Origin of the sequence: Streptomyces sp. NPDC002209, from assembly GCF_042890265.1 — a bacterium.
Classification (GTDB): Bacteria; Actinomycetota; Actinomycetes; order Streptomycetales; family Streptomycetaceae; genus Streptomyces.
Genome location: NZ_JBIARX010000002.1, coordinates 155,045 through 171,510, shown reverse-complemented (window position 1 = coordinate 171,510; position 16,466 = coordinate 155,045). Strand labels below are relative to the sequence as shown.

The following is a 16,466-nucleotide window of genomic DNA, read 5'->3' as shown; positions in this document are numbered from 1 at the left end:
CGGCAGCGGCTGCGCCAGGAAAGACCCGGGGCGCTCAGCTCGCGGAGGTGATGCGGATGTCGCCCGAGGCGGTGTGGACCGCGAGGTGCGACGCGGCCTGCGGGGTGCTGGGGAGGGTGTCCCGGTCGCCTGACGCCGTGGTCGTCGTGATCTCGTACGGGGCCTGCGGGACGGTCAGCGTGACGTCGCCCGAGCCGGTTCTCGCCGTCACCGACGCCGGGGGCTTCGCGAAGGCCAGGCGGGCCTCGCCCGAGGAGGCGTGGAGCTCGGCGGTCGGGCCGGTCAGGGCGGTGGCGGTGATCGAGCCCGACGAGGTGCGGACCTTCAGCGGGCCGGCGATGCGGTCCGCCGTGACCTCGCCGGAGGAGGTGGAGAGGTCCGCCGCCGACACCCCGGCCACCGCGATGCGGCCGCTGCTGCTCTCCAGCCTGACCGTCGCCGAGGCCGGGACCTCGAGGCGGTAGTCGATGAAGCAGGAGTCCGAGCAGCCGGCCGTGAAGGTGAGGACGCCCGCCGAGACCTGTTGGGCCGGCTCCGGCGCCCTGTCGCCCCGGTAGTGGACCGTCCGGCGGATCGTGACCCCCGGGCCGGCGCCGGGGGTCACCTCGATGGAGCCGCGCCGTGCGTCCTTCACCTCGACCGCCGTGACGGCCTCGGTGACCGTCGCGTCGGCGGCCGCCGTCTTGTGCCCGGCGTCCTCGAAGGAGCAGCCGTAGAGCAGCAGTCCGGCGGCGAGGGCGACAACCGCCGTCCGGCTGTGGCGCGATGACGTGATGTGGGAAGGCATGCCCATGACTCTGGTGCGTCGCAGGACGACTGACGATGGGGGCCGTACCCGGCCGCGGGGTGGGGGTAGCCCCCCGCCCCGGCCCCCTCGGCCGGATCCACCGGCCTCAGATGCCGATCGCCCCGTCGATCCGCTCGCGCAGCAGGTCCGCGTGGCCGTTGTGGCGGGCGTACTCCTCGATCATGTGGATCAGCACCCAGCGCAGCGACACCTTCCCGCGCCACGCGTCCTCGGCCTCCACGTCCAGGTCGGGTGCGGCGGCCGTGAACGACTCCGCGAACGCCACCTCCTGCCGCCAGGCCTCCCACGCCGCCGCGACCGCCTCCGGGCCGGACACCGCACCGTCGAAGTCGCCGTCCGGGTCCGCCTCCGACGAGAACAGGGCCGGCGCCTCCTGCCCCGCCAGGACCTGGCGGAACCACCGGCGCTCCATGTCCGCGAGGTGCCGGACCAGGCCGAGCAGCGACAGCGTGGACGGCTCCACGGACCGCAGGACCATGGGCTCCGCGCCCAGGCCGCTGCACTTCAGCTCCAGCGTCGCGCGCTGCGCCGCCAGCACGTCCGTGAGCAGGACCCGCTCGTCGCCCGTCGCGGGTCCGCCGAACCGGGCCTGCGACCCTCCGAAGAACTCGCCCCGCCGGCCCGTGACCGCGGGCCGCTCCGGGCGCATGGCCCAGTCCGTCCACGAGCCGTCGTACACCGCCACAGCGGTGTGGCCGGCGAGCGTGGCGCCCAGGGCCAGGACGCAGGCCGTCACTCCCGAGCCGCAGCTGAAGTACAGCCGCTCCCGGCCACCGGTCGACGCGGCGAAGACCTCGCGGAGTTCCCCGGCGGGCCGCATCAGGCCGCCGTCCCGCTGGAGGTCCCCGAACGGCAGGTTCACCGCGCCCGGCATGTGGCCCCCGCGCAGTCCCGCCCGCGGTTCGGGGGCGGCACCGGTGAAGCGTTCGCGCGTACGGGCGTCCAGTACGACCGCCGCCGGATCGGCGAGGGCCGCCCCGACCTCGTCGGCGTCCACCAGCAGCCCCGTCCGCGGCCGGGCCGTGAAGGAGCCGCGCGGGCCCCCGTACGCGGGACCGCACGCCTCGACGGGCAGCCCGGCGGCGGTCCACGCGGGCAGCCCGCCGTCCAGGACGGCGGCCCGGTCGAAGCCCATGGCGCGCAGCATCCACCAGGCCCGCGCGCTCGAGTAGATGCCTGCGCCGTCGTAGACGACGACGGTGCTGGTGTCGTCGACGCCGAGCGCGCGTATCGCCTCCTCGAACGCGGCGGCCCCGGGCATGGCGTGCGGGGCGGGGTCGTCGTGGTCGGACAGGGCGCCGTCGAGGTCGAAGGGCCGGGCGCCCGGGATCCGCCGGCCGGCGCCGCGGTGCGCGCCGACGGAGGCGTCGAACACGACGAGCCCCGGCTCGCCGAGCCGGCCGGCCAGCCAGTCGGCCCCGACCAGCGGACCGGGCAGGGCGGCGGCAGAGCTGGACAAGGTCATGCGGCACCTCCGGAGCAGTCGGCCCCTCCACGGCGGAGCGGCCCGCCGCCCATCCTCCTACGGGGCCCGCGCACCCGTGCAAAGTGTCTTGCCGGAAGGGGAGTTCGCGAGGATCCTGTGCCTTACATCAGGGCATGGGGGAGCCATATGGCCAAGAGTGTCGTGACCGATGTCATCGTCAGCCGAAGAGTCCTCTGGATCGGCGCAGAGGCATATCCCCTGAGCAACATCGCCCGGGCGACCACCGTCAAGGTCGAGCCGCCGCGCAGGCAGGCGATCGGACGTTTCGTGAAGTCCGTCGTGACGCTGGCGATCCTGGCGGTCGCCGCCGTCGCCGCGACCACCGCCGCCGACCTGCCCACCGGCGACCGGGAGACGTACGAGACCGGTGTGGCGGTCGCCGCGCTCGTGCTGCTCGGCCTCTTCGTGCTGCAACTGTCCGGCGTCCTGCTGCGCAAGACGTACTACGCGCTGGTGATCGAGACGGCGGGCTCCCCGAACACCGCACTCGTCACCACCGACCGGGCGCTCGTCCACGACCTCGTCCGCATGATCATGGAGGCGATCGACAACCCGCAGGCCAGCTTCCACCAGCAGGTCACCAACTACATCGGCCAGGTGGGCGACAACTTCAAGGTGTTCGGCAGCGGCAACGTCGGGAAGGTGGGCAAATGACCGGCGACGAGGACTTCCGGATCGGCCATGTCGGCGACAACTTCCAGGTCTACGGGACGAACAACATCGGCAAGATCGGCACGCAGAACAATGCGCCGCAGGACCCGCAGGCGGCCCTCCAGGAGCTGATCGACCTGGTCCAGGTCCTGCGGGGACGCGTCCGGGAGGACGACCGCGCGGTCCTGGACGAGTCCCTGGACACCCTCACCGAGGACCACGTCGAGCGCGGGGCGCTGCGCCGGGCGCTGGGGAGCATCTCCGGGGTCGCCCAGCTGATCGGCGAGGTCGGGCTCCCGGTGGCCGAGGCGGTCCGCCGGGTGCTGGCGCTCTTCGGCCTGTAGGTCCTACCTGTAGTCCTACGAGGGGAACGGGGCGAGGTCGGGCTCGACCCAGCCGTTCTTCGCCTCCGCGCCCGCCAGGGTCGCCGGGCGGTAGAAGCGGGTCAGCAGGCGCTTGTCGAGCAGCGCGGGGTGCCGGCCGGCGAAGGCGGCGAAGTCGTCCTCGCCGTCCTCCGCCTCGTGGTGCCCGACCAGTTCCACCCAGGCGCGGCTGACGGTGACGTGGTACTTCTGCGGCGCACCCGCGTACCGGGCGGTGCGCTGGATGCCCTCGCCGACCAGGCCGACCGCCGCGGGCACACCGCACCGCCGCACGGCCAGCCACGTCAGATGGACGTGCTCCCGGTGCCCGAAGCGCTCGGCGCCCGCCATCACTTCGGCCATGAGCGCCTCGAAGGTGTTCGTCGCGGTCATCAGGAAACCTCCGTCATGGCTTGCAGGGCGGCGCGCAGGCCGGCGATCGCGTCCCCGGGCAGTCCGCCGAGCGCGCGCTGCTCCAGGTCGGCGATGGCCTGCCGGATCGTGTCGGCGGCCACCCGTCCGGAGGCCGTGAGCTCGATGAGCACCGCCCGGCGGTCCCCCGGGCGGGTGCCCCGGGTGATGTGGCCGCGCCGTTCCAGCCGGTCCAGCACGCTGGTGAGCGTGGTGGGGCGGGTGCCCACGTCCGCTCCCAGCTCGGACACGGTGCGCCCGCGGCCGTCGGCCAGGTTGGCCAGGGCGTTGATCTCGGAGGCGGTCAGGTCCAGGTCGACCAGTTCGGCGGCGAGCACCTGGAGGGTGGCGTGGGTGGCCCGCTGGAGCGCCAGGAGGGCCGACCACTCGAATGGAACGGTTTCGGAATTCACGATTTCAGACTATACGATTTCGTAGTATCGGCGCGCGGGAGGTTGCGGCAGGTCGCCGCCAGGGCCGTTAGGGTGCGGCCATGGATCCGGAAACGATCACTGTCCTGGACGGCCGCGACTGGAACTGCGATCCGGAGCCGGTCCACCGCATCCTGGCGGACCTGGTCGCCGGCGGCGCGGCGCTCGGCTGGGTCGACCCGCCCTCCCGGGACGAGGTCGCGCAGCTGCTGGACCGGGTGCTGGCCGCGGCCCGGTCGGGGGACGGGGCCCTGCGCGTCGCGTACCTGGGCGACCGCCTCGTCGGACTGGGCTACTGGCTGCGCCACACCCGGCCGACGCACCGGCCGCACGCCGATCTGGAGAAGGTCGCGGTGGACGCAGCGGCCCACGGGCGCGGCATCGGCCGGGCGCTGACCGCGGCGTTGATCGAGGACGCCCGGTCCGCGGGCATCGAGGTCCTCACCCTGGACGCCCGGGGCGACAACACCCACGCCCTGGGCCTGTACCGCTCACTGGGCTTCACCGAGTACGGCCGTCTGCGCGACTTCGTGGCCGTCGGGGACCGCCGCTACGACAAGGTGTTCCACATGCAGGACTTGCGCGGCCGGCGCGCGGCCCGCAGCGGCGCAGCCCCTTACGGGCAACGCCCCGGCTGCGCGTAGAGCGCGATCCGGGCGCCGCGGACCTCGTCCGTCGAGCAGAGGTCGAAGTGCGAGGCCAGCGTCTGGCGTTTGACCGCTTCGCGGGGGTACGGGTCCAGCGGCTGGCCCGCCGGATCCAGCAGGGCCACCACCCGGGGGGCGTCCACCAGGCGGGTCCAGATCTCCGGGGTCGCCAGCTCCGTGCCCTGGAGGCTGTGCGAAGCCGCCGGGGTGCGGGCCAGGGCCAGGTCGCGCAGGGTCCCGTACAGCTGCGGCGAGGACAGCAGCCACTCGCGCCGCCGCGACGGCATGAACAGCACCGCGTCCCCCGGCCGGGCCCGTTCGCGGACCGCGGCGGCCACCGCGAGCACGTCGTCCTTGCGGCTCTCCGGGGTCCGCAGCCACGCCGACCACCACCCGAACGGCACCAGCAGGGCCGCCACCAGCAGCCACGGCCACCACCCCCGCGCGGCCGCCAGCCGGGTCCCCGCGAGCAGGGCGAGCCCGGCCAGCGCGTAGAGCACGTACCGGTCGACGTACCAGGGGTGGACGAGCGAGACCGCCATCAGCAGCCCGGGCGGCAGCAGGGCGAGCGGCACCGCCACCCGTACGAGCTCGCGCGGCACCGAAGCGCCCCGCGCGAGCAGCAGCACCGCGACCGCGACCACCCCGTACGCCGCCCAGTCCTGCCAGCCCGGCCGGCCGAGCCAGCCCAGCTGCTGCTCCGCCTGACGGGCGCTCACCACCGCCAGCGGCAGCAGCAGGGCCGCCACCACCGCGGCGCTCCACCGCCAGCCGCGCGAGCGCCAGGCGGTGACCCCGTGCGCGAGCAGGGCCAGTACGGCGAACTCGTGCAGCCAGCAGCCGAGCAGCAGGACCGCGCAGTACGCGACCCACCGCTCGCGCAGCAGCAGGTACGTCGCCCACACCACGGCCGCCGCGACGAGGGCGTACGAGCGGCCCTCCTGGGCGTACATCTGCACGGGCGGCAGTACGGCGTAGGCCACGCCGGAGCACAGGGCGGCCCGCTCCCCCGCGAGCCGGTGGGCGACGGCGGCCACTCCGGCGGCCGCGAGGGCGGTGGCGGCGACCGAGGGCAGGCGCAGCGCCCACAGGCCGCCGGCCTCAGGCCCGCCGCCGTCCCAGACCTGGAAGACCGCGTGCATCAGCAGGTAGTACAGGCCGTGTACGGCGTCGACCTGCCCGAGCAGGTCCCAGATCCCGCCGAGCGGCCGGTGCGCGACCTGCCAGGTGACGGACTCGTCGCGCCACATGCTGCCGCGGCCGCCCGCGCCGCGCTCCAGGCCCCAGAGGCCGAGGAGGAGGGCGAGCAGCGGCGGCAACCAGCGCCAGGCGGCGGTGCGGCGGATGTCGTCCTCCTGGTGCTTTCCGTACGGGGGGTGCCGACTCCATACTCGGGGGTCCGTCCGAAAACCTGCGGGGGTGGGGTGTGCGCGCGTTACGAGCGGTGGCGGCGGTGCTGCTGGGTTCGGTGCTCCTGAGCGGGTGCGGTTCGGGGGGCGGCGGGTCGGACGCCACGCCGAGCGCGAGTCCCTCCTCCGGCGGCGGCAATACTGCGTCCGCTTCGGCGCAGGCCTCTCCCGGACCCGGTTCGAGCGCGACCGCCGAGCCGCCGGGACAGCAGCCGGCGGGCACGCCGTCGGCCTCGTCCGCGCCCGTGCCCCCGGCGCCGTCCTCGGCGCTGGAGCGCCTGGTCACGGTCACCCGGAGCGGCGGGCTCGCCGGGAGGACGAGCACTCTCCTGGTCAAGGGCGACGGCTCGTGGACCCGGCTCGACGGGCAGGCGCGCCCGGCCGGCACCGGGAAGCTGCCGGAGGACCGGGTCGAGAAGCTGCGCGCCGCGCTCCGGCAGGCGGACTTCGCGCACCTGCCCCGGGTCCCGAGGGGCGGGGCGACGATCTTCGACGGGTTCACCTACGCCTTCGTGCACGGCGGCTACGAGGTGGCCGCCGAGCAGGGGTCGCTGACGCCGGGCCTGCAGGGCGTGCTGGACGAGCTGCCCCCGTTCGAGGCGGGGTAGTCCGGCCCGGGGCGGCCGCGGCCGGGGGTGGCTGCGGCCGGGCCGGACCGCTTTGACTTTGCCCGGGCCCGGCCGTTGACTGAGGGAAGAGCGACCACGGCAACAGAGGTCCGCCGGGGCGCGCGCGAGAAAGGTCGCGGCCCATGCATCGCAGACGTTCGAATGTGGTTGCGCGCACGCTCCCCGTTCTCGCCGCGCTCGCCCTGTCCCAGGTTCTCGCCGTGGGGGGATCCACCGCCCAGGCCTCACCGCCTCCGGCCGGGGCCGCGGTGGCGGCTGGTCCGGATTTCACCTGCCCCACCGGTGACGGCCCCCATGGGCCGGGCTGCCGCAAGGAACACCGCGAGGGTTGTCCTCCGCTCCGACCGATCCCCGATGACCCGCCGGCACCGCAGGTGCCGCCCGCACCGCAGGTACCGCCCGGCGCACGAGCGCACCAGCACACCCGATGACGCAGCAGCCGGCCTAGGGGGTGGCCGGCAGGCCCGTTCCCGACGTCGAGATCCCGCGCAGCTGCCGGTCGAGGTATCCGTGCAACCGGGCCGGCATGTCCACGGCCTCGGGGGCCAGGACCCACTGGATCTGCAGGCCGTCCATGACGGCGAGGGTCTCGCGGGCGACGGCCTCGCAGTCGGTGCCGGGCAGGAGCTCGCCCCGGGCGACGCCCGCCTCCAGCAGCCGGACGTTGTGGGCGAGCACCCGGGCGTAGCGCTGGGTGAAGTACTCGTGCGCGGGGTGGCCGGGGTTGCCCGACTCGCCGACGAGCGTGTTGTACATCCGGACCAGCCCGGGCCGGCGGGCGTTGTCCGCGGCGAGGGCGACGACGGTGGCGTAGTACCCGGCCACGGACTCCTCCGGCCCGCTGAACAGCCGCTCCACGTCGTGCTGCTCGCTCTGCGCCAGTACGGACAGGAGCAGGTCCTCCTTGCTGCGGAAGTGGTGCAGCAGCCCGCCCTGGGTGATCCCGCAGTCATGGGCGATGCGGGCCAGCGAGGAGGCGTGGAAGCCCCACCGCGCGAAGTGCTCCACCGCGGTGTCGAGGATCTTCGCGCGGCGGGCGTCGCCCACCGCGTAGGTCCCGCGGCCGGCGGCCCTCGGGGCGGCCCGCTCCTTGTCCTGTGCCATGCGGCCCACCCTAGGGGGTGCCGTTTCCGGCCTCTCGGGGGCGTGATTCAGGTCACTTTTCCAAAACCTAGTGGGTACATGGTTTTCGCGCTTACGGTGAGCACCCTCCGCCGGACCGCACCCAGGAGCCGTACGCCGATGAACGCCACGCCCGACGCCGTCCCCCCGTACAAGGACGCCGCCCTCGCGGTGGACCTGCGGGTGGCGGACCTGCTCTCCCGGATGACGCTGGAGGAGAAGGCCGGCCAGCTCTTCCACTCCATGCTGATGATGAATCCGGACGGCACCCCGGTCACCGAGACCGACGGCTCGATGCTCCCGTTCACCACGCCCGAGCTGGTCGGGGAACGCTTCATCAGCCACTTCAACCTGCTCGGCACCCACGGCGCCCGCGAGATGGCGCAGTGGCAGAACGCGGTGCAGGAGATGGCCGCTGCCACCCGGCTCGGCATCCCCGTCACGCTCTCGACCGACCCGCGCCACGCCTTCACCGACAACGTCGGCGCCTCGTTCAACGCCGGCGCCTTCTCGGCCTGGCCGGAGGCGCTCGGCCTGGCCGCGATCGGCGACCCCGAGCTGGTCTTCCGCTTCGCGGACACCGTCCGCCGCGAGTACCTGGCCGTCGGCTTCCGCGTCGCCCTGCACCCGCAGATCGACCTGGCGAGCGAGCCCCGCTGGGCCCGCCAGACGGGCACGTTCGGCTCGGACGCGCAGCTGACGGGAGAGCTGGTGCAGGCGTACGTCCGCGGGCTCCAGGGCCCGCAGCTCGGTCCCGAGTCCGTCTCGGCGATGGTCAAGCACTTCCCGGGCGGCGGCCCCCAGAAGGACGGCGAGGACCCCCACTTCGCGCACGGCAAGGAGCAGGTCTACCCGGGCGGGATGCGCGAGCACCACCTGGAGCCGTTCAAGGCTGCGATCGCCGCCGGCTGCGCGCAGATGATGCCGTACTACGGCCAGCCGATCGGGACGGACTGGGAGGAGGTCGGCTTCGGCTTCAACAAGGGCGTGGTCACGGGCCTGCTGCGCGAGGAGCTCGGCTTCGAGGGGATCGTCTGCACCGACTGGGGGCTGCTCAACGACGCGTCGATCTTCGGCGAGGTCCACCCGGCGCGGGCCTGGGGCCTGGAGCACCTGACGGTCGCCGAGCGGGCGGCCCGCGCGCTGGCCGCCGGGGCCGACCAGTTCGGCGGGGAGCAGTGCCCGGAGGTGATCGTGGACCTGGTCCGCTCGGGCCGGATCGCGGAGTCACGGATCGACGTGTCGGTGGCCCGGCTCCTGCGGGAGAAGTTCGTGCTGGGCCTGTTCGAGAACCCGTACGTGGACCCGGACGCGGCGGCGCAGACGGTGGGCCGGGCCGACTTCGCGGCCGCGGGGGCGGCGGCCCAGCGCCGCTCGCTCACGGTGCTGACCAACCGCGGCGGGCTGCTGCCGGCCCCCGGGCGCCCGAAGCTGTACGTGCAGGGCGTGGACGAGGCCGTCGCCGCGGGGTACGGCGAGGTGGTGTCCGAGCCGGGGGCGGCGGATCTGGCGGTGCTGCGGCTGCGCACCCCGTACGAGCCGCGGGAGAACGTCTTCGAGTCGTACTTCCACTCGGGCTCGCTGGCCTTCGCGGAGCCGGAGCTGTCGCGGATCCTGGCGCTCCTGGACGCCGTACCGACGCTGGTCTGCATCAACCTGGAGCGGGCGGCGGTCATCCCGGAGATCGCCGAGCGGGCGGCGGCGCTGATCGCGGACTACGGCGCCGAGGACGCCGCACTGCTGGACGTGGCGTTCGGCCGGGCCGTGCCCGAGGGGCGGCTCCCCTTCGAATTGCCGCGGTCGATGGCGGCGGTGGAGGCCTCGCGGCCCGATGTGCCGAACGACACCCTCGACCCCGTGTTCGAGCACGGACACGGGCTGGCCCTGTAGGGGGTCGACAAAAGCGCGCGGTGGCCGACGATCACCGCGCACCGGGTGGCCGTGCCGTGGGGGGACGGCCACCCGGCATCACCGCCCATATCCCCATTCCCGCCATAATCGGAACCGTCGCTTCCGCCGTTTTCCCTGTCTGAACCCCGCATAGCCGCAGGCCGGTGGCTCCTCTACGCTGCACCCCTACCACGCGGATCTTCAGGGGCGGGAAATGGAACAGACACACACCACCCACAGCGGCGCCGCGGCCACCCCCGGCGCTCAACGGCGCGTGCTCGTGGTCGAGGACGACCGCACCATCGCCGACGCCATCGCTGCCCGGCTGCGCGCCGAGGGCTTCCAGGTGCAGGCCGCCTTCGACGGCCCGGCCGCCGTCGCCGCGGCCGAGAGCTGGCAGCCCGAGCTGCTGGTCCTCGACGTGATGCTGCCCGGCTTCGACGGCCTCGAGGTCTGCCGCCGGGTCCAGGCGCAGCGACCGGTGCCGGTGCTGATGCTCACCGCGCGCGACGACGAGACCGACATGCTGGTCGGGCTCGGGGTCGGCGCGGACGACTACATGACGAAGCCGTTCTCCATGCGCGAGCTCGCGGCGCGGGTCCACGTCCTGCTGCGGCGCGTGGAGCGGGCCACCCTGGCCGCCACCGCCCCGCGCGGGGCCACGCTGCGCCTGGGCGATCTGGAGATCGACCACGCGCAGCGCCGGGTCCGGGTGCAGGCCGAGGACGTACACCTGACGCCGACCGAGTTCGACCTGCTGGTGTGCCTGGCGGGCACCCCACGGGCGGTGCTCTCCCGGGAGCAGCTGCTCGCGGAGGTGTGGGACTGGGCCGACGCGTCCGGGACCCGTACGGTCGACAGCCACATCAAGGCCCTGCGGCGCAAGATCGGGGCGGAGCGGATCCGTACGGTCCACGGCGTCGGGTACGCCCTGGAGACCCCGGCCCAGGCATGAGCGGGGGGCGCCCGCCGGGAGGGCTGAGGCCGTTCTCCCCGTTCTCGATCAAGACCAAGCTGGGCACGCTCGTCGTGGTCTCGGTCTTCATCACGACGGGGCTGCTGATGGTGGCCCTGCGCACGGACACCGAGCTGCGGTTCATCACGGTGTTCTCGGTGATCGCCTCGATGCTGATCACCCAGTTCGTGGCGCACAGCCTGACGGCGCCGCTGGACGACATGACCCGGGTGGCCCGGGCGATCTCCCACGGGGACTACACGCGCCGGGTCCGCGGGGCCGGGCGCCGCGACGAGCTGGGCGACCTGGCCTCCACGATCAACCTGATGGCGGACGATCTGGAAGCCGTGGACCGGCACCGCAAGGAGCTGGTCGCCAACGTCTCGCACGAGCTGCGCACGCCGATCGCGGCGCTGCGGGCGGTGCTGGAGAACGTGGTGGACGGGGTCTCGGAGGCCGATCCGGAGACCATGCGGACGATGCTGAAGCAGACCGAACGCCTCGGCCGGCTCGTGGAGACCCTGCTGGACCTGTCCCGGGTGGACAACGGGGTCGTCCCGCTGAAGGCCCGCCGCTTCGAGGTGTGGCCGTACCTGTCGGGGGTCCTGAAGGAATCGGGCCTCGCGGCCGCCGGCCGGCCGGGCCTGCTCTCCGGCTCCGGCGGGCACACCCGCAACGACGTCCACCTGCACCTGGACGTGTTCCCGCCCGAGCTGACGGCGTACGCGGACGCCGAGCGCCTGCACCAGGTCGTGGCGAACCTGATCGACAACGCGGTCAAGCACAGCCCGCCGCACGGCCGGGTCACCGTCCGCGCCCGGTCCGGGGACGCGCCCGGCAGTCTCGCGCTGGAGGTCCGGGACGAAGGCCCCGGCATACCGGAGGCGGAGCGGCACCGGGTCTTCGAGCGGTTCAACCGGGGCAGCGCGAACGGCGGCGACGGAGGCACCGGACTGGGCCTGGCCATCGCCCGCTGGGCCGTCGGCCTGCACGGAGGGCATATCGGAGTGGCCGAATCGTCACGCGGCTGCCGGATCCTCGTCACCCTTCCGGGCAGCTCTCCGGCGTCACATTGACGTAGGGTTCGAGTGCGTAGGACATGATCTCGGCCACACGTGCCCGGGGTCCGTCAGGGGTGCGAAGCCATGGGGGCCGCAACCACGGTGCCCCCTACCCGAACCAGGCTGGTTTCCCGCCATTCAGAGCGGCGAAACCCGCCGTTCGGTGTGACCTACATGACGTAAGTCCCGCCCGGTCTGCATCCAGCGGCCGGGGAGGCGTAGCCTTTATTCCCGCTGTCCATACCTTGTGAAGCGGAAGAGGGCGGTTGCCGCCGTGTCGCCACAGTCCCCCAGTAACTCGAGCACCACGACCGAAGCAGAGGGCGGGAAGACCCCTGCCTCAGGCTTCGGCGCCAATGAGTGGCTCGTCGACGAGATCTATCAGCAGTACCTCCAGGACCCGAATTCGGTCGACCGGGCCTGGTGGGACTTCTTCGCCGACTACAAGCCGGGGGGCGCTGCGTCTCCGGTGAAGCCGGACGAGCCCAAGAAGTCCCCGACGACGGACGGCGCCTCCGCACAGGCCGCCCCTGCCGTCGCCCCGCAGGTCTCCGACGCCGCCGCCACGGGGGCGGCGAGCGCCGCCGCGCCCTCTCCTGCCGCCGCGCCCACGCCTGTGTCAGCTCCTGCCCCTGCTCCTGCCACCCCCTCTGGTGCCCCTGCTGTGACTGTCACCTCCCAGGCCCAGGCCGCCGCACCGGCCGCCGCCGCCCCCCAGGCCCCGGCTCCGGCCGCCGCCGCCCCCGTCGCCGCCCAGAAGCCCGCGCCCGCTGCCGCGCCCGCCGCCGAGGCCCCTGCGGGCCCCGAGCTGGTGACGCTCCGCGGCCCGGCCGCCGCGGTCGCCAAGAACATGAACGCCTCCCTCGACGTCCCGACGGCCACGTCCGTCCGCGCCGTCCCGGTGAAGCTGCTGTTCGACAACCGCATCGTCATCAACAACCACCTGAAGCGCGCCCGGGGCGGGAAGATCTCCTTCACGCACCTGATCGGCTACGCGATGGTGCAGGCCATCAAGGCCATGCCGTCGATGAACCACTCCTTCGCGGAGAAGGACGGCAAGCCCACCCTGGTCAAGCCGGAGCACGTGAACTTCGGCCTCGCGATCGACCTGGTGAAGCCGAACGGCGACCGCCAGCTCGTCGTCGCCGGCATCAAGAAGGCCGAGACCCTCAACTTCTTCGAGTTCTGGCAGGCGTACGAGGACATCGTCCGCCGCGCCCGCGTCGGCAAGCTGACGATGGACGACTTCACCGGCGTCACCGTCTCGCTGACCAACCCCGGCGGCCTGGGCACCGTCCACTCCGTGCCCCGCCTGATGCCCGGACAGTCGGTCATCATGGGCGTCGGCTCCATGGACTACCCCGCCGAGTTCCAGGGCACCTCCCAGGACACCCTGAACAAGCTGGGCATCTCCAAGGTCATGACCCTGACCTCGACCTACGACCACCGGGTCATCCAGGGTGCGGCCTCCGGCGAGTTCCTGCGCATCGTCGCGAACATGCTGCTCGGCGAGAACGGCTTCTACGACGACGTCTTCGAGGCCCTGCGCATCCCGTACGAGCCGGTCCGCTGGCTCCGGGACATCGACGCCTCGCACGACGACGACGTCACGAAGGCCGCCCGCGTCTTCGAGCTGATCCACTCCTACCGGGTCCGCGGCCACGTCATGGCCGACACCGACCCGCTGGAGTACAAGCAGCGCAAGCACCCCGACCTCGACATCACCGAGCACGGCCTCACCCTGTGGGACCTGGAGCGCGAGTTCGCGGTCGGCGGCTTCTCCGGCAAGTCGATGATGAAGCTCCGCGACATCCTCGGCGTCCTGCGCGACTCGTACTGCCGCACCACCGGCGTCGAGTTCATGCACATCCAGGACCCGAAGCAGCGCCGCTGGATCCAGGACCGCATCGAGCGCCCGCACTCCAAGCCGGAGCGCGAGGAGCAGCTGCGCATCCTGCGCCGCCTGAACGCGGCGGAGGCATTCGAGACCTTCCTGCAGACGAAGTACGTCGGCCAGAAGCGCTTCTCCCTGGAGGGCGGCGAGTCCGTCATCCCGCTGCTCGACGCCGTCATCGACTCGGCCGCCGAGGCCCGCCTCGACGAGGTCGTCATCGGCATGGCCCACCGCGGCCGCCTGAACGTCCTCGCGAACATCGTCGGCAAGTCGTACGCGCAGATCTTCCGCGAGTTCGAGGGCAACCTCGACCCGAAGTCCATGCACGGCTCCGGCGACGTCAAGTACCACCTGGGCGCCGAGGGCACCTTCACGGGCCTGGACGGGGAGCAGATCAAGGTCTCGCTCGTCGCCAACCCCTCGCACCTGGAGGCCGTGGACCCGGTCCTCGAGGGTGTCGCCCGCGCCAAGCAGGACGTCATCAACAAGGGCGGCACGGACTTCACCGTCCTGCCCGTCGCCCTGCACGGTGACGCGGCCTTCGCCGGCCAGGGCGTCGTCGCCGAGACGCTGAACATGTCGCAGCTGCGCGGCTACCGCACCGGCGGCACCGTCCACGTCGTGATCAACAACCAGGTCGGCTTCACCGCCGCCCCGGAGAGCTCGCGTTCCTCGATGTACGCGACCGACGTGGCCCGCATGATCGAGGCGCCGATCTTCCACGTGAACGGTGACGACCCGGAGGCCGTGGTCCGCATCGCGCGGCTCGCCTTCGAGTTCCGCCAGGCGTTCAACAAGGACGTCGTCATCGACCTCATCTGCTACCGCCGCCGCGGTCACAACGAGTCGGACAACCCGGCGTTCACGCAGCCGCTGATGTACGACCTGATCGACAAGAAGCGCTCGGTGCGCAAGCTGTACACCGAGTCCCTCATCGGTCGCGGCGACATCACGCTGGAAGAGGCGGAGCAGGCGCTCCAGGACTTCCAGGGCCAGCTGGAGAAGGTCTTCGCGGAGGTCCGCGAGGCCGCCACGCAGCCCGTCGGCGCCCCGGTGGCCCCCGCGCAGACCGCGCAGGAGTTCCCGGTCGCGGTGAACACGGCCGTCTCCCAGGACGTCGTCAAGCGGATCGCCGAGTCCCAGGTCAACGTTCCGGACCACGTCACCGTGCACCCGCGTCTGCAGCCGCAGCTTCAGCGCCGCGCGGCGATGATCGACGAGGGCACCATCGACTGGGGCATGGGCGAGACCCTCGCCTTCGGCTCGCTGCTGATGGAGGGCACCCCGGTCCGGCTGTCCGGCCAGGACTCCCGCCGCGGCACGTTCGGCCAGCGCCACGCGGTGCTGATCGACCGGGAGACCGGCGAGGACTACACCCCGCTGCAGTACCTGTCGGACGAGCAGGCCCGCTTCAACGTCTACGACTCGCTGCTCTCCGAGTACGCGGCCATGGGCTTCGAGTACGGCTACTCGCTGGCCCGCCCGGACGCGCTGGTCCTCTGGGAGGCCCAGTTCGGTGACTTCGTCAACGGCGCGCAGACCGTCGTCGACGAGTTCATCTCCTCCGCCGAGCAGAAGTGGGGCCAGACCAGCGGTGTCACGCTGCTGCTGCCGCACGGCTACGAGGGCCAGGGCCCGGACCACTCGTCCGCGCGTCCGGAGCGCTTCCTCCAGATGTGCGCGCAGGACAACATGACGGTCGCGATGCCGACCCTGCCGTCGAACTACTTCCACCTGCTGCGCTGGCAGGTCCACAACCCGCACCACAAGCCGCTCATCGTCTTCACCCCGAAGTCGATGCTGCGTCTGAAGGCGGCGGCGTCGAAGGCGGAGGAGTTCACCACCGGCGGGTTCCGTCCGGTCATCGGCGACGCGACGGTGGACCCGAACGCGGTCCGCAAGGTCGTCTTCTGCGCGGGCAAGGTCTACTACGACCTGGAGGCCGAGCGGGAGAAGCGCGGCATCACGGACACCGCCATCATCCGCATCGAGCGCCTGTACCCCCTCCCGGGTGCGGAGCTCCAGGCGGAGATCGCGAAGTTCCCGAACGCCGCGAAGTACATCTGGGCGCAGGAGGAGCCGGCGAACCAGGGTGCGTGGCCGTTCATCGCGCTGAACCTGATCGACCACCTCGACCTGGCGGTCGGCGCGGACGTCCCGGCGGGCGAGCGCCTGCGGCGCATCTCGCGCCCGCACGGCTCCTCCCCCGCGGTGGGCTCGGCGAAGCGCCACCAGGCGGAGCAGCAGCTCCTGCTGAACGAGGTCTTCGAGGCGTAAGCGCTGCGCTTGCTCGAACGACGGAAGGCCCGACCCCCTCACGGGGGCCGGGCCTTCCGGCTGTTCGGGGGGGCCTTGGCTTGTCGCGGGGTGCGGGTCTTCTTCCGCCTTGCGCTACCTGCGGGGCTCCGCTGATTCGGGACCTTCCCCCCACTCCCCACCACCGCCGAGCGGTGGTTGCCCACCCGCCCCCACCGGCGGGCCTGTTGCTCCGGGGTGCGGCATCCGATCGCCCCGGATCAGGGAGGGTTCGGGGGTTTCCCGTCAGTCCCATCGTCCTTCCGGTGCGGGCCGGCCCGTCAAGGGCGCTCCCTGCGGTCGCGTCGCTCCGCGATGGCCTGCGGCCACCCTTGACCGACCGCCCCACCCCGGAAAGACAAGGACTGCCGGGAAGCCCCCGAAAGAACGGCACGGGTCAGAGGGCAACGAGCAG

Annotated in this window: 14 protein-coding genes and 1 pseudogene; 8 read left to right on the top strand and 7 right to left on the bottom strand. The window is 72.7% G+C overall.

The window, feature by feature from the left end; translation table 11 throughout:
- Positions 1-34: 34 nt before the first annotated feature.
- From ACFYXK_RS05680 to ACFYXK_RS05670, 3 genes and pseudogenes are all read right to left on the bottom strand, one after another.
- A complete protein-coding gene (locus ACFYXK_RS05680; protein ID WP_389409963.1) occupies positions 35-787 on the bottom strand; it encodes a DUF4097 domain-containing protein in 753 nt (250 codons plus the stop codon).
- Between the two features lie 106 nt (positions 788-893).
- Complete coding sequence (locus ACFYXK_RS05675; protein ID WP_389410240.1) at positions 894-1,346, bottom strand: DinB family protein; 453 nt, start codon at positions 1,344-1,346, stop codon at positions 894-896.
- 81 nt (positions 1,347-1,427) lie between these two features.
- Positions 1,428-2,273 (bottom strand): annotated as a pseudogene (locus ACFYXK_RS05670) (sulfurtransferase); the annotation flags it as partial.
- A 147-nt stretch (positions 2,274-2,420) separates the two neighbouring features.
- On the opposite strand from ACFYXK_RS05670, the gene ACFYXK_RS05665 reads away from it, so the two are divergent.
- The gene (locus tag ACFYXK_RS05665; protein WP_389409962.1) at positions 2,421-2,948 is read left to right on the top strand and encodes a DUF6232 family protein; all 528 of its coding nucleotides are present in this window, start codon (positions 2,421-2,423) and stop codon (positions 2,946-2,948) included.
- Positions 2,945-3,289: a hypothetical protein gene (locus tag ACFYXK_RS05660; RefSeq protein ID WP_389409961.1), complete on the top strand. Its 345-nt coding sequence runs from the start codon at positions 2,945-2,947 to the stop codon at positions 3,287-3,289. Before ACFYXK_RS05665 ends, ACFYXK_RS05660 begins: the two co-directional genes overlap by 4 nt.
- Before the next feature lie 15 nt (positions 3,290-3,304).
- Here ACFYXK_RS05660 and ACFYXK_RS05655 read toward each other — a convergent pair whose 3' ends face one another.
- Both ACFYXK_RS05655 and ACFYXK_RS05650 read right to left on the bottom strand, forming a co-directional pair.
- Positions 3,305-3,700, bottom strand: coding sequence for a hypothetical protein (locus ACFYXK_RS05655; RefSeq protein ID WP_389409960.1), 396 nt, complete (start codon positions 3,698-3,700; stop codon positions 3,305-3,307).
- Positions 3,700-4,131: a MarR family winged helix-turn-helix transcriptional regulator gene (locus tag ACFYXK_RS05650; protein ID WP_389409959.1), complete on the bottom strand. Its 432-nt coding sequence runs from the start codon at positions 4,129-4,131 to the stop codon at positions 3,700-3,702. Before ACFYXK_RS05650 ends, ACFYXK_RS05655 begins: the two co-directional genes overlap by 1 nt.
- A gap of 80 nt (positions 4,132-4,211) precedes the next feature.
- Here ACFYXK_RS05650 and ACFYXK_RS05645 point away from each other — a divergent pair, with 80 nt between their 5' ends.
- A complete protein-coding gene (locus ACFYXK_RS05645) occupies positions 4,212-4,793 on the top strand; it encodes a GNAT family N-acetyltransferase (RefSeq protein ID WP_389409958.1) in 582 nt (193 codons plus the stop codon).
- Here the strand turns inward: ACFYXK_RS05645 and ACFYXK_RS05640 are convergent.
- A complete protein-coding gene (locus ACFYXK_RS05640; protein WP_389409957.1) occupies positions 4,766-6,115 on the bottom strand; it encodes a hypothetical protein in 1,350 nt (449 codons plus the stop codon). The genes ACFYXK_RS05645 and ACFYXK_RS05640 overlap by 28 nt on opposite strands.
- Positions 6,116-6,222: 107 nt before the next feature.
- On the opposite strand from ACFYXK_RS05640, the gene ACFYXK_RS05635 reads away from it, so the two are divergent.
- Positions 6,223-6,813: a hypothetical protein gene (locus ACFYXK_RS05635; protein ID WP_389409956.1), complete on the top strand. Its 591-nt coding sequence runs from the start codon at positions 6,223-6,225 to the stop codon at positions 6,811-6,813.
- 465 nt (positions 6,814-7,278) lie between these two features.
- Here the strand turns inward: ACFYXK_RS05635 and ACFYXK_RS05630 are convergent, their stop codons facing one another.
- A complete protein-coding gene (locus ACFYXK_RS05630) occupies positions 7,279-7,938 on the bottom strand; it encodes a TetR/AcrR family transcriptional regulator (RefSeq protein ID WP_389409955.1) in 660 nt (219 codons plus the stop codon).
- 138 nt (positions 7,939-8,076) lie between these two features.
- Between ACFYXK_RS05630 and ACFYXK_RS05625 the strand changes: the two genes are divergently transcribed.
- The 4 genes from ACFYXK_RS05625 to ACFYXK_RS05610 all read left to right on the top strand — a co-directional run bounded on the left by ACFYXK_RS05625 (position 8,077) and on the right by ACFYXK_RS05610 (position 16,033).
- Entirely contained in the window at positions 8,077-9,846 is a 1,770-nt protein-coding gene (locus ACFYXK_RS05625) for a glycoside hydrolase family 3 protein (protein WP_389409954.1), read from the top strand.
- Positions 9,847-10,060: 214 nt separating this feature from the next.
- Positions 10,061-10,801: a response regulator transcription factor gene (locus tag ACFYXK_RS05620; RefSeq protein ID WP_030303523.1), complete on the top strand. Its 741-nt coding sequence runs from the start codon at positions 10,061-10,063 to the stop codon at positions 10,799-10,801.
- A complete protein-coding gene (locus tag ACFYXK_RS05615) occupies positions 10,798-11,877 on the top strand; it encodes an ATP-binding protein (protein ID WP_383504489.1) in 1,080 nt (359 codons plus the stop codon). The genes ACFYXK_RS05620 and ACFYXK_RS05615 overlap by 4 nt, the downstream gene beginning before the upstream one ends.
- A 259-nt stretch (positions 11,878-12,136) precedes the next feature.
- Positions 12,137-16,033: a multifunctional oxoglutarate decarboxylase/oxoglutarate dehydrogenase thiamine pyrophosphate-binding subunit/dihydrolipoyllysine-residue succinyltransferase subunit gene (locus tag ACFYXK_RS05610; protein ID WP_389409953.1), complete on the top strand. Its 3,897-nt coding sequence runs from the start codon at positions 12,137-12,139 to the stop codon at positions 16,031-16,033.
- The last annotated feature ends 433 nt before the right edge of the window (positions 16,034-16,466 follow it).